This is a genomic window from Streptomyces shenzhenensis (assembly GCF_003688995.1).
Classification (GTDB): Bacteria; Actinomycetota; Actinomycetes; order Streptomycetales; family Streptomycetaceae; genus Streptomyces; species Streptomyces shenzhenensis_A.
The window spans coordinates 19,441-31,606 of sequence record NZ_PENI01000004.1; the positions used below are offsets into that span (position 1 = coordinate 19,441).

At 74.4% G+C, this 12,166-nt stretch carries 13 protein-coding genes; 10 read left to right on the forward strand and 3 right to left on the reverse strand.

The window, feature by feature from the left end; genetic code table 11:
• The first annotated feature begins 67 nt into the window (after positions 1–67).
• Both CTZ28_RS07825 and CTZ28_RS07830 read left to right on the forward strand, forming a co-directional pair.
• Entirely contained in the window at positions 68–778 is a 711-nt protein-coding gene (locus tag CTZ28_RS07825; protein ID WP_121888537.1) for a YidC/Oxa1 family membrane protein insertase, read from the forward strand.
• A gap of 145 nt (positions 779–923) precedes the next feature.
• A complete protein-coding gene (locus tag CTZ28_RS07830) occupies positions 924–1,781 on the forward strand; it encodes a fumarylacetoacetate hydrolase family protein (protein WP_121888857.1) in 858 nt (285 codons plus the stop codon).
• A gap of 270 nt (positions 1,782–2,051) precedes the next feature.
• Here CTZ28_RS07830 and CTZ28_RS07835 read toward each other — a convergent pair whose 3' ends face one another.
• From CTZ28_RS07835 to CTZ28_RS07845, 3 genes are all read right to left on the reverse strand, one after another.
• Entirely contained in the window at positions 2,052–2,918 is an 867-nt protein-coding gene (locus CTZ28_RS07835; RefSeq protein WP_121888538.1) for an LLM class F420-dependent oxidoreductase, read from the reverse strand.
• 92 nt (positions 2,919–3,010) lie between these two features.
• Positions 3,011–3,514, reverse strand: a complete 504-nt coding sequence (locus tag CTZ28_RS07840) for a heme-degrading domain-containing protein (RefSeq protein WP_121888539.1) — start codon at positions 3,512–3,514, stop codon at positions 3,011–3,013.
• Complete coding sequence (locus CTZ28_RS07845) at positions 3,511–4,590, reverse strand: Gfo/Idh/MocA family protein (RefSeq protein WP_121888540.1); 1,080 nt, start codon at positions 4,588–4,590, stop codon at positions 3,511–3,513. The genes CTZ28_RS07840 and CTZ28_RS07845 overlap by 4 nt, the downstream gene beginning before the upstream one ends.
• 55 nt (positions 4,591–4,645) lie before the next feature.
• On the opposite strand from CTZ28_RS07845, the gene CTZ28_RS07850 reads away from it, so the two are divergent.
• The 8 genes from CTZ28_RS07850 to CTZ28_RS07885 all read left to right on the forward strand — a co-directional run bounded on the left by CTZ28_RS07850 (position 4,646) and on the right by CTZ28_RS07885 (position 12,123).
• On the forward strand, positions 4,646–5,806 hold the full coding sequence (locus CTZ28_RS07850) for an ROK family transcriptional regulator (RefSeq protein ID WP_398655491.1): 1,161 nt from the start codon (positions 4,646–4,648) through the stop codon (positions 5,804–5,806).
• A gap of 194 nt (positions 5,807–6,000) precedes the next feature.
• A complete protein-coding gene (locus CTZ28_RS07855; protein ID WP_121888541.1) occupies positions 6,001–6,780 on the forward strand; it encodes a hypothetical protein in 780 nt (259 codons plus the stop codon).
• Positions 6,781–6,854: 74 nt separating this feature from the next.
• On the forward strand, positions 6,855–7,610 hold the full coding sequence (locus CTZ28_RS07860) for a GntR family transcriptional regulator (RefSeq protein WP_121888859.1): 756 nt from the start codon (positions 6,855–6,857) through the stop codon (positions 7,608–7,610).
• 131 nt (positions 7,611–7,741) lie between these two features.
• Positions 7,742–8,866, forward strand: a complete 1,125-nt coding sequence (locus CTZ28_RS07865; protein WP_121888542.1) for a TIGR03364 family FAD-dependent oxidoreductase — start codon at positions 7,742–7,744, stop codon at positions 8,864–8,866.
• Positions 8,863–9,588, forward strand: coding sequence for an HAD family hydrolase (locus CTZ28_RS07870; protein WP_398655493.1), 726 nt, complete (start codon positions 8,863–8,865; stop codon positions 9,586–9,588). Before CTZ28_RS07865 ends, CTZ28_RS07870 begins: the two co-directional genes overlap by 4 nt.
• A 417-nt stretch (positions 9,589–10,005) precedes the next feature.
• A complete protein-coding gene (locus CTZ28_RS07875) occupies positions 10,006–10,785 on the forward strand; it encodes an HAD-IIA family hydrolase (protein WP_121888543.1) in 780 nt (259 codons plus the stop codon).
• Positions 10,786–10,876: 91 nt separating this feature from the next.
• Positions 10,877–11,443 carry a hypothetical protein gene (locus tag CTZ28_RS07880; protein ID WP_121888544.1) on the forward strand — a complete coding sequence of 189 codons (567 nt, stop codon included), beginning with the start codon at positions 10,877–10,879 and terminating at the stop codon, positions 11,441–11,443.
• 14 nt (positions 11,444–11,457) lie between these two features.
• Positions 11,458–12,123, forward strand: coding sequence for a sortase domain-containing protein (locus tag CTZ28_RS07885; protein WP_121888545.1), 666 nt, complete (start codon positions 11,458–11,460; stop codon positions 12,121–12,123).
• The last annotated feature ends 43 nt before the right edge of the window (positions 12,124–12,166 follow it).

Here is a 12,166-nt window from a genome sequence, read left to right on the forward strand (position 1 = left end):
CGCGGGTCGTCATGCCGCCACGCACATCCGTCTCCCGGCACGACGAGACCCCACGGAGGGCTCACCCATGTCCGTTTTCGCCGGCCTTGTCGAGCAGCTCGCCGAGCTGCTCCAGCCGCTCTTCCACGCCTCCGCGGCCGCCGCCGCGATCGTCCTGTTCACCGCGCTCGTCCGGCTGCTGGTGCATCCGCTGTCCCGGGCGGCGGCGCGCGGGCAGCGGGCCCGGGCCGCGCTCCGGCCCAGGATCGCCGAGCTGCGCACGAAGCACGGGAAGGACCCGCAGAAGTTCCAGCAGGCCGTGCTGGAACTGCACGCCGAGGAGAAGGTGTCGCCGCTGTCCGGCTGTCTGCCCGGCCTGTTGCAGCTGCCCGCCTTCTTCCTCCTCTACCACCTGTTCTCCAGTTCGACGATCGGCGGAGAGCCCAACGGGCTGCTCACGCACGAGCTGTTCGCCGCGCCGCTCGGCGGACGGTGGGCGGACGCCCTCTCCCAGGGTGGCGTGTTCGGCGCGGCGGGCACCGTCTACCTCGGCCTGTTCGCCGTCGTCGCCGCCGTCGCGACCTTCACCTGCGTGCGGACCAAGCGGATGACGGCGGCCGACGCGCCGGTGCCGGCCGGGGACGGACAGGTCCCCGGGCTCGCGGCGGTCGGCCGGGTCATGCCGTTCATGTCGTACGCCACGCTGCTGACCGTGGCCGTGGTGCCGCTGGCCGCCGCGCTGTACGTGGTCACCAGCACGACATGGAGCGCCGTCGAACGGGCCGTGCTCCACCGGTGAGCGCGGCCGGCCGGTCCCAGCGCCGATGACGGTCCACCACGTGAACCGGGTGTTGCGGACGGGACGATGACCTTGGAGGATCGACCGGTCCTCCGATGGCTGCACCCATCGGCCGGGGCGCCCGCGATCGAGGGAGATGGTGACCATGAAGCTGCTGCGAATCGGTACGGCGGGGGCGGAGCGACCCGCGCTGCTGGACGCCGAGGGGACCCTGCGGGACCTGTCGGGGCTCGTCGACGACATCGACGGGGCGCTGCTCGCCGACGAGGCCGCGCTCGGCCGGGTCCGGGCCGCCGCGGCGGCCGGGGACCTGCCCGTGCTGGACGCGGCCGGGCTGCGGATCGGGCCGCCGCTCGCGCGGATCGGGAAGATCGTCTGCATCGGCCTCAACTACCACGACCACGCCCGCGAGACGGGGGCCGAGCCGCCCGCCGAGCCCGTCATCTTCTTCAAGGCCGCGGACACGGTGGTCGGTCCGAACGACACGGTGCTCGTGCCGCGCGACTCGGTGAAGACCGACTGGGAGGTGGAGTTGGCCGTCGTCATCGGGCGTACGGCCCGCTACCTGGAGTCGGCGGACGAGGCGCTCGCGCATGTCGCCGGGTACGCGGTGGCGCACGACGTGTCCGAGCGGGAGTTCCAGATCGAGCGCGGCGGGACCTGGGACAAGGGCAAGAACTGCGAGACGTTCAATCCGCTGGGGCCGTGGCTGGTGACGGCGGACGAGGTGCCGGATCCGCAGAACCTGTCGCTGCGGCTGTGGGTCAACGGCGAGCTGAAGCAGGACGGGACCACCGCCGAGCAGATCTTCCCGGTCGCGGAGGTCGTGCGGTACGTCAGCCGGTTCATGACGCTCTACCCCGGTGATGTCATCAATACCGGTACGCCCGCGGGGGTGGCGCTGGGGCAGCCCGAGCCGAAGCCGTATCTGCGGGCCGGGGATGTCGTCGAGCTGGAGATCGAGGGGTTGGGGCGGCAGCGGCAGGGCCTCGAATCGGCGTGACCGCTCCGCTGGGGTTCGGGGGAACGGGGGGTGGGGGAACTGGGGTTGTTCGGGTGCGGGGCGGTGGGGGCTGGTCGCGCAGTTCCCCGCGCCCCTAGGGGGGTGGGGGGAACTGGTGGTTTTTGGGTGCGGGTTGGTTGTGGTTGATCGCGCAGTTCCCCGCGCCCCTAGGGGGGTGGGGGGACTCGTGGTTTTTTGGGTGCGGGTTGTCTGTGGCTGGTCGCGCAGTTCCCCGCGCCCCTTTGGGGCGGTTCCTCGCGCCCCTTGAGTTCAGTTCAGTAGGGCGGCGAGGGTGTGCCAGGACTTGTGGGGGAGGGTGTCGCGGGGGGAGGCGTCCACCACCTGGAGGGCCACGTGGTCGGCGCCCGCTTCGTGGAAGGCGTGGATGCGCTCCCGGATCCGGGACGCGTCGCCCCAGGCGAACAGCGCGTCGATCAGCCGGTCGCTGCCGCCGTCCGACAGGTCGTCCTCGGTGAAGCCGAGCCGCAGGAAGCTGTTGGTGTAGTTGGGCAGCGTGAGGTACGGGGCGAGGCTGGACCGGGCCAGCGCGCGGGCACGGTCCGGGTCGGTCTCCAGGACGACCTTGAACTCCGGTGCCAGCAGGGGCTCTTCGCCCAGGATCCGGCGGGCGCGCGCGGTGTGCTCGGGGGTGACCAGATAGGGGATGGCGCCCGCCGCCCGGTCGCGGGTCAGCTCCAGGTTCTTCGGACCGAGCGCGGCCAGGACCCGGCGCCCTGCGGGTACCCCGGCCGCGTCCAGTGCGTCCAGATAGGCGACCAGGGCCGCGTACGGGCGGCGGTACTGCTCGGCCATCTTGGCGTGGCTCACCCCGAGGCCGAGCAGGAAGCGGCCCGGGTGCGCCGACTCCACCTCGGCGAAGCCCGCGGCGCTCGCCTCGGCGTCGTAGTCCCAGATGCTCTGGATGCTGGTGCCGACGGTGAGCCGGGAGGTGGCCGCGAGCAGCGGCAGGGCGTGCCGGGGGGCGCTGTTGCCGCCCAGCCAGACCGCGCCGAACCCGAGTTGCTCCAGTTCGGCGGCGGCCTCGGCGAGTTGGGGGCGCCGGTCCGGATCCTCCGAGCGGAGTCCCACGCTCCAGATGCCGTACCGGCCGACCTTTTCCTTCAGGGCGGTGCTCATGGTTCCGTTCCCTCCGGGTGGGTGTCCTTCGATGATCGCTGACTGGTACGACGATTCAACCGGAGGGAGCCTCGGGATAGTCCTCTGGCGGGCTAATCCCCCAGGAACTGCTCCAGGGCCTCGACCACCAGACGGTGGTCCTGGAGCTGTGGCAGGCCGGAGACGGTGACCGCGCCGATCACGCCCACGTCCGCGACGTTGATCGGGAACGAGCCGCCGTGGGCCGCGTACACGTCCGGGTCGAGCCGGGAGGACTCCTCGAACGTCGTGCCCTTGGCCCGGCAGCGGGCGCCGACCAGGTAGGACGAGGCGCCGTAGCGCTCCACGACACGGCGTTTGCGGGCGATCCAGGCGTCGTTGTCCGGGGTGGCCCCGGGCAGCGCCGCGTGGAAGAGCTGCTGGCCCGCGCGGTGGATGTCGATGGCCACCGGGGCCTGCCGCTCGCGGGCCAGCTCCACCAGGAGCGAGCCGAGGGTCCAGGCGTCGTCGCAGGTGAACCGGCGGAAGATCAGCCGGCGTTCCTGTGCCTCCAGCTCCTCGACGCTCGGGGTCAGCTCGGGCGTGGACCGCGGGGTGATCTGCGGGTGGTGGCTCACAGTGTCACCGCCACGCCGTCGCGGGCGGAGCGGCGGGCCGCCTCCAGCACGTCGAGGGTGTCGGCCGCCGCCGACGCGGTGACCGGGTTGGGTCCGGCGCCGGTGACGGCGTCGGCCACCGCGGCGTAGTACGCCGGATAGTCGCCGGGCAGGGTGGGTACGGGGGTGCCGCCGCCGGTCAGCGGTGACTCGCCGGAGCCGAGGCGGCCCCACAGGGACTCGGGCTCGGCGCCCCAGCCGGACCCGGGCCGCCGCCCCTCGCGCAGGGCCGCCTCCTGCGGGTCGAGGCCGTGCTTCACATAGCCGGCGCGCGAGCCGAGCACCCGGAAGCGCGGGCCGAGCTGAGCGGCTGTCGCGGACACGTACAGATGGGAGCGGACGCCGCCGGCGTGGGTGATCGCGATGAAGGTGTCGTCGTCGGTCTCGGCGCCCGGGCGGCGGATGTCCGACTCGGCGTACACCCGGGTGGCCGGGCCGAACAGGACCAGGGCCTGGTCGACGACATGGCTGCCGAGGTCGTAGAGCAGGCCTCCGATCTCTGTGGGGTCGCCGGACTCGCGCCAGCCCCCCTTGAGCTGCGGACGCCAGCGCTCGAAGCGGGACTCGAACCGCCAGACGTCGCCCAGCGCGCCCTCGGCCAGCAGCTTGCGCAGGGTCAGGAAGTCGTTGTCCCAGCGGCGGTTCTGGAAGACCGACAGCAGCAGGCCGCGCCGCTCGGCGAGGGCGGCCAGCTCCCGTGCCTCGGCGGCCGTGCCGGCGAGCGGCTTGTCCACCACGACCGGCAGGCCCGTCTCCAGGGCGGCGGCGGCCAGCGGGACGTGCGTCTTGTTCGGCGACGCGATGACGATCAGGTCGAGTTCGCCCGCGCGGCCGAACAGCTCGTCGGGGCGGGCGGCGAGCCGGACGTCCGGGAACTCGGTGCGGGCCTGCTCCTGCCGCTCGGGGTTCGCGGTGACCACCGTGTCGAGGGTGAGGCCCTCGGTGGCGGCGATCAGCGGGGCGTGGAAGACGGAGCCCGCCAGGCCGTAGCCGATCAGGCCCACACGGAGGGAGGTGCCAGTCGTGCCAGTTGTCATACGCCCACTTTCGCAACGCTGTTGCCAAAGTGCAAGTGTCGGCGAGAATGGGGGCGTGAGCAGGGCGGACGGGGCGAACCGGGAGGACGGCGCGGTGGCGGGCATCAGGAGTGCGGCGGCGGGGACGGCCACCGGCGGGGCCGGCGCCAACCTGCTCGCCCTGCGCAGCCACAACACCGCGCTCGTGCTCGATCTGCTGCGCACGGCCGGGAGCGACGGGATCAGCCGCCTTGAGCTGGCCGAGCGCACCGGGCTGACCCCGCAGGCGGTCAGCAAGATCACCGGCCGGCTGCGCGAGGAGGGGCTCGCCGCGGAGGCGGGGCGGCGCGCGTCGACCGGCGGGAAGCCACGCACGGTGCTGCGGCTGGTGCCGGGCGCCGGACACGCGGTGGGGGTGCATCTGGACCGGGACGAGGCGCGGGTGGTGCTCTGCGACCTCGCCGGGACGGTGCTGGCCGAGGCGCGGTCCGCGCTGCATCTGGGGGCCGGGGCGGACGCGGTGGTCGAGCGGACCGCCCGGCAGGTCGAGGAGCTGCTGCCCGGGGCGCGGGGTGCGCTGCTCGGCGTCGGGGTCGCGCTGCCCGGCCCGCTGGATCATGCGCGGGGCGTGCTGCACCGGGTGACCGGGTTCCCCGAGTGGGACGGATTCCCGCTGCGGGACGCGCTCGCGCGGCGGCTCGGTCGGCCCGTGGTGGTCGACAAGGACACGAACGCGGCGGCCCTCGGCCTGGCCGTGGCAGGCGAGGGCGGCTCGTTCGCGTATCTGCACCTCGGTACGGGGCTCGGCGCGGGGCTGGTGATCGGCGGGAGCGTGCACCGCGGGGCGCGGACCGGGGCCGGGGAGTTCGGCCACCAGGTCATCCGGCTGGACGGGCCGGTGTGCGGGTGCGGCGACCGGGGCTGTATCGAGGCGCTGTGCCTGGCGGCCGTGGCCCGCGGCGATCTGGCGGCGGCGGCGCGCGTGCTGGGCACGGGGGCGGCCAATCTGGTGGGGCTGCTGGACATCGACCTGGTGCTGCTGGGGGGCCGGACCGTGGCGGCGGCGCCGGGGGAGTTCGTACGGGGGGTGGCGGCCGTGCTGGCGGAGCGCGCCCGGCGCAAGGGGACGCCCGGCGACCCGATCCCGGTCCGGCTCGCGGCCGGCGGGAGCCGGGGAGTCGCGCAGGGCGCGGCGCAGCTGATGCTGGCGCCGCTGTTCGGACGACGGGACGGCTGACGCCGGCCGGGGTGTCAGGGCGTCAGGACCCTCGGGGCGGCCGAGGCCGGCGGCGAGCGCCCCCCCCCGCATGCGGCGGCAGACGGCGCGGGATCCGTGCTGGGCCGGGTGGACGGATGTGCGGCGCCGTACGAGTGCCCGTTGCGGGGCGGTGCCGTCCCGGCTCGTCCGGCGTCCGGCACGGTCATGTGGTCATGCGACTGTGTCCGTTCCTCTCCCCGGCCCGCTCCCTGCCCCTCTGCCTCGTCGCAGCCGCCGTCCTCGTCCTCGGTGCGCCGGCTCCCGCGCGGGGCGACCCCGCCCCCGGCTGTGCCGGCCCGGACGACCGGGAGTTCCCGCTGACCACCCGGATCCGCGGGGGACCCGACTCCTACGTCGCCGGGGGCCCGTCCGGCAGCTGGTATCTCGACCTCACCAACACCACTCGCCTCACCTGTGCCGACATCCACCCGGTCGTCGTGCTCGTCGACGACAAGCACACCCTCAAGTCCTCCCCGCCCCGGATGGAGTTCGCCGACGGCCCGCGGCTGCGCCCCGTGCGCTTCGAGACCACCGACGAGGACGAGCTGATCGGTGTCTTCGAGGGGGACGGCTTCAACGGGTTCACCGTGGCGCCCGGCGCGACCGTCACCGTGCGGGTCGGGCTCTCGGTCACCGCGGACACCGAGCCCGGGACGGTCGTCGCCAACACCGCCGTCGTCCAGCGGCGCGGCGCGGACGGCGACTGGGTGGGGCAGTCGAACGACTACCGGTTCACGGTCACGGCCGGCCGGACGCCGCGCCCGGGGGAGAGCGGAGGCGACCGGGGCACCGGGTCGCCCAGCGCTGCGGCCACGGCGCACGCCGAGGCGGGGGAGGCGCCCGAGGATCCGTCCGGCACCGGTCCGGGTGTCGTCGCGTACTCCGCGGCGGTCGGGCTCGTCCTGTTCGCCGCCGGCGGAGCGGTGGTCCTCGGGGTGCGCCGGCGCCGTTGATCCCGTACCCGCCGTTGATCCCGTACGCGGGGTCCCCGCCCCTGGGCGCCACCCCCGTCTGCGACGATCCCCGCGTGGACTACCCGAACGACCAGGCCCCCGGCGCCCCCGTCCGCTCCGGCATCCCCGAGCACGGGCGCATCCCCAAGTACTACGCGGTGAAGGCGCGGATCGCCGTGCTCGTGGAGGAACTCGGGGAGGGCGGTCTCATCCCCACCGAGCGGGATCTCGCCGACCGGTTCGAGGTCGCCCGCGAGACCGTGCGGCAGGCGGTGCGCGAACTGGTGCTCGAGGGCCGGCTGCGGAGGCAGGGGCGGGGGACCGTCGTCGCCGGGCCCAAGCTGGCGCAGCCGCTCTCCCTCGCCAGCTACACCGAGGGCGTACGGCGGCAGGGGCGCACCCCGGGCCGTACGCTCGTCGCCCTCGACCGTTTCCCCTGCCCCGACGCGCTCGCCGCCGAGACCGGACTCACCCGCGGCGAGCCCGTGTGGCACCTGGAGCGCGTCCTGCTCGCGGACGACGAGCGGGTCGGCCTGGAGAGCACGTACCTCGCCGTCTCGCGCGCGCCGCACCTGGACACCGACTTCGAGCCCGACTCCTCCTTCTACGCCTACCTCCGCGACCGGGGCATCGTGTTCGGCGACGCCGACGAGCGGATCGAGACCGTGCTGGCCACCCCGCGCGAGGCCCTGCTCGTCGGCACCCCGCCGGCGCTGCCGATGCTGCTGATCCACCGGGTGTCCCGGGACGGTGCGGGGCGCCCCCTGGAGCGGGTGCGGAGCCTCTACCGCGGGGACCGGTTCTCCTTCACCGCGCGTCTGAAGGGCTGACAGGGCAGCCGTCGCACCCGCCATCGGAATCACGAAGTGATAACGGGTCTGGTCCAAATGTGATGGGTCGTTCACGCCCTCGCCGGCGGCCGGACCTTTCCGGTTCTCCGTTCGCCGGGAGCGTTGCCGCCGTGAGAGTGACAGTCGTGGGAGCAGGCGTGGTGGGCACCATGCACGCCTGGCAAGCAGTGGAACGCGGCCACACGGTCGTGCAGATCGAGCGTGAGGCCGAGGCGCGCGGCGCCTCATTGCGCAACTTCGGGCAGATCTGGGTGAGCGGGCGCGCGGGCGGGGAGGAACTCGACACCGCCCTGCGCGCACGGGAGTTGTGGCAGCGGATGGGGGAGCGGGTGCCCGCGCTGGGCTTCCGCGCCAACGGCTCGCTCACACCGGTGCGCGGCGCCCTCGAACGCGCGGTCGCCGAGGCCGCCCTGGCCCGCCCGGACGCCGCCGCCCGCGGCTACCAGCTGCTGACCGCCGGTGAGGCGCGTGCCCTCAACCCCGCCCTCCGGGGCGACTTCGACGCGGCCCTGTACTGCGAGCGCGACGCGGCCGTCGAGCCGCGCACCGCCCAACTCGCCCTGCGCGCCGAGCTGTCGAAGTCCCCGAACTACACCTTCCTGCCGGGCCGCGAGGTGCGCGAGGTGGTCAGCGCCGGGGCCGTACGGGACGACCACGGCGACCTGCACACCGCGGACACGGTCGTCCTGTGCACCGGCGCCTGGCTGGGCGGGCTCGTGCGCGAGCTGGCCGGACCCGGGCTGCCCGTGCGCCGGGTACGGCTGCAGATGATGCAGACCGACCCGCTGGGCGAGCCGCTCACCACCTCGGTCGCGGACGCCGACAGCTTCCGGTACTACCCGGCGTACGCCTCCTCGGCCCTGGACGAACTCAACGCCCGGCAGCCGCAGTCCGAGACGGCCGCCGCGCACCGGATGCAGCTGCTCATGGTGCAGCGCGCCGACGGCGGCCTGACCATCGGTGACACCCATGCGTACGAGCAGCCCTTCGATTTCGACACCGTCGAGGATCCCTACGACCACCTCAGGGCCGTCGTCGAGTCCTTCCTCGGCCGCCCGCTGCCGCGGATCCGGCGCCGCTGGGCCGGGGTGTACGCGCAGTGCACCGACCCGAGCCGGGTCGTGCACCGGCAGCAGCTGCGCGACGGCGTGTGGCTGGTGACCGGGCCCGGCGGGCGCGGCATGACCTGCTCGCCCGCGACAGCCGAGACGACCGCCGACGAACTGGGCTGGTGAGACAGGTGCCTCCGCGGAACACACAGACTCCGCAGACCGCCGACATCCGTCTTGTCGTGCTGGACATGGCCGGCACCACCGTCGCCGACGACGGCCTGGTCGAGCTGGCCTTCGAGTCGGCCGCGCGCGACCTGGGCATCGAGCCCGGCTCCGCCGGCCACGCCGAGAAACTCGGCCACGTCCGCGCCACCATGGGCGAGTCCAAGATCTCCGTCTTCCGGCATCTGTTCGGCGACGAGCACCTGGCCCGGCGCGCGAACGCCGCCTTCGAGCAGGCGTACGGCGAACTCGTCGGCGCGGGCCGTGTCGCCCCGGTGCCCGGCGCCCGCGAGGCGATCGAGCGACTGCGCGCGGACGGCCGGACCGTCGTCCTGACCACGGGCTTCGCCCGGGTCACCCAGGACGCCCTCCTGGCCGCCCTCGGCTGGCGCGACCTCGTGCCGCTGACCCTGTGCCCGGCCGACACCGGCGGGCGCGGACGGCCGTACCCGGACCTGGTGCTGGAGGCGTTCGTCCGCACCAAGGCCGCCGCCGACGTACGCCAGGTCGCTGTCGTCGGCGACACCTCCTACGACGTGCTGAGCGGGGTGCGGGCCGGGGCGGGCCTGGTGGCCGGGGTGCGCACCGGGGCGCACGGCGACCGGAAGTTCCGGGCGGCAGGGGCGACGCACGTCCTCGACTCGGTGGCCGCACTGCCCGCCCTGCTCATGGGCGCCCGGTGAGGTGACGGCGCTGCTCGGGCGGGTGTGCCCCGGCGACCGGGGCGTCACAGGGCGGCGTACGCGCGCCGCTGTCCATGCCCGACGCCCGGCTGCGCTCCGGCAGGCCCACCGAACTCGCCCGGCCGCACCGGGAGTTGCCGGGCGCCGCGCCCTGGCGGACCTGCGCGAGCCGCCGGCCCACGGCGGCCCCGTCACATGAGGAGCTTCGTCGGGTGCGGGCGGTTCGGGCCCGGCCACACAGCTGCCCGTGCCCCTTCGCGTGGGCTGCTGTGCCGCCGGTCGCGCTGCTCGGACGCCGCCGCGGACGGTTGACGGCGCACCACCCGTTCGGCGGAGCGCTTACGCTGGGGGGCGTCGGTACGCCGTGGTTCCGGCGCCCCAGCCCCTGACCGTACGCATGCCAGGAGACCGAAGCACATGGCAGACCGCAGGCTCATCGAGTCCTGGCTCACCGACATGGACGGTGTGCTGATCCACGAGGGCGTGCCGATCCCCGGCGCCGACGCCTTTCTGAAGAAACTGCGTGAGTCCGGCCGGCCGTTCCTGGTCCTCACCAACAATTCCATCTACACCCCGCGCGACCTGCACGCCCGGCTGGGCCGGATGGGCCTGGACGTGCCGGTGGACAACATCTGGACCTCGGCGCTCGCCACCGCCAAGTTCCTCGACGACCAGCGCCCCGGCGGCAGCGCCTACGTCATCGGCGAGGCGGGACTGACCACCGCGCTGCACGACGTCGGGTACATCCTCACCGACCAGGAGCCCGACTACGTGGTGCTGGGCGAGACCCGCACCTACTCCTTCGAGGCCATGACCAGGGCGGTCCGGCTCATCCTCGACGGCGCCCGCTTCATCTGCACCAACCCGGACGAGACCGGCCCCTCCACCGAGGGCCCGCTGCCCGCCACCGGCGCCGTCGCCGCGCTGATCACCAAGGCCACCGGCCGCAAGCCCTACTTCGCGGGCAAGCCGAACCCGCTGATGATGCGGACCGGGCTGAACGCGATCGGCGCCCACTCCGAGACCAGCGCCATGATCGGTGACCGGATGGACACCGACGTGCTGGCCGGCATCGAGGCGGGGATGCAGACGTTCCTGGTGCTCACCGGCCTGACCCGGCCCGAACAGGTCGAGGACTACCCGTACCGGCCGTCCACGGTCGTGGACTCGATCGCGGATCTCGTCGACCGCATCTGAAACCTTTGTGACCCGAACGGCGCAGTACGACGCCGTCGAGGATGCGGGTCCGTGGCCCACGAGGGAGCCTCCAGGTACTGGAGGTCTCACGATGGGCTCACTACCCCTCACTCTCGGTACAGGAATCCTGGCCGCCGTGGCGCTCACCCCGGCGGCGTACGCGGCGGACGGCGACGGAGTCTCGGTGGCTCCGGCCGCCCCCGCCCCCGGCGCCGATGTGGCCCTGCGGGTCACTGGCTGTGACGCGAGCACGGGCACCGCGGTCTCCGACGCGTTCGCCGCCGCCGGTGTCCTCACCGGCGCGGCCGGCACCCTCACCGGCCGGACCCGGATCCGTCCGGTGGCCCCGCCGGGCCCGTACGACGTGCGGATCGCCTGCGGCGGTCAGCGGATCACGGGCACCGTCACGGTGGCCGGCGCCGCGCCCCCGACCGCCGTCGTCCCCGCCGCGCCCGCTGCTCCTGCCGTGCCCGCTGTCCCTGCCGCGCCCGTCGCCGCGCTCGACACGGCGGGCGATGACCCCGCCTACTTCGCCTCCGTCGCCATCCGCTCCGCAGGTCCCGGCCTGGTGCACGCGGTGATCGGTATCGTCCTGGTCGGCCTTGCCGCGGTCGCCGTCGGGCTGCGCAGCGCCCGCCGCAGCCGCGACAAGGACTGAGAGCGTCCGCCGCCATGTCCGACGGTGTGCGCCACGCCGGAGCCGGCCGACTGGTCACCGGCCTGGCCGGGGCGCTGCTGCTGCTCGGGCTGTGGCTGTGGGCCCGCGAGGCGGCCGACGTACCACCGGGGGTGTTCGGGCCGACGACGGGTGACATGGCCGCGGTGGGGCGCCCCGCCGGAGCCGAACTGCCCCCGGCGGCCGAGCCGTTGGCGGACGCCCTGCCCCAGCGCCTGGAGATCCCCGGACTCGGGGTGCGGGTACCCGTCGTCGGCCGCGGCCCCGACGGGCGGGACGCGACCGCACCGCCGTCGTCCACCCGGCCCGGAGCGGTGGGCTGGCACGCCGCCGGGCCGCGGCCGGGGTCGGCCGGGACCGCCGTCCTGGTGGGCCGGGCGGACACCGGGACCCGGCCCGCCGTCCTCCACCGGATCGGCGCCCTGCGGCCCGGTGAGACGGTCCGGGTGACCCGCGACGACGGCACGGTCGCCGAGTTCACCGTGGCCGACGTGCGGGTGCTGCCCCACGACGGCTGCGACGCCGGGCAGTCCCGACGGCCGCACCGGGCGGGCCGCGCCGAGCTGTGGCTGATCACCTGCGACGGCACCGTCGACCGGGCGGGCGACGACTCCTCGGCGAACGTGGCGGTGTCGGCGTACCTGACCGGAACCGGCCGGTGAGGCGCCGCGCCGCCCGCCTTCCGTAAGCTCGGCAGGACAGCCG

Excerpts from the sequence above, each read along its gene's own strand:
- CTZ28_RS07835 (WP_121888538.1), bottom strand. The coding sequence starts at position 2,918 with ATGAGCACCGCCCTGAAGGAAAAGGTCGGCCGGTACGGCATCTGGAGC.
- CTZ28_RS07875 (WP_121888543.1), top strand. The coding sequence starts at position 10,006 with ATGGCAGACCGCAGGCTCATCGAGTCCTGGCTCACCGACATGGACGGT.
- CTZ28_RS07845 (WP_121888540.1), bottom strand. The coding sequence starts at position 4,590 with ATGACAACTGGCACGACTGGCACCTCCCTCCGTGTGGGCCTGATCGGC.
- CTZ28_RS07855 (WP_121888541.1), top strand. The coding sequence starts at position 6,001 with ATGCGACTGTGTCCGTTCCTCTCCCCGGCCCGCTCCCTGCCCCTCTGC.
- CTZ28_RS07830 (WP_121888857.1), top strand. The coding sequence starts at position 924 with ATGAAGCTGCTGCGAATCGGTACGGCGGGGGCGGAGCGACCCGCGCTG.
- CTZ28_RS07885 (WP_121888545.1), top strand. The coding sequence starts at position 11,458 with ATGTCCGACGGTGTGCGCCACGCCGGAGCCGGCCGACTGGTCACCGGC.
- CTZ28_RS07880 (WP_121888544.1), top strand. The coding sequence starts at position 10,877 with ATGGGCTCACTACCCCTCACTCTCGGTACAGGAATCCTGGCCGCCGTG.
- CTZ28_RS07825 (WP_121888537.1), top strand. The coding sequence starts at position 68 with ATGTCCGTTTTCGCCGGCCTTGTCGAGCAGCTCGCCGAGCTGCTCCAG.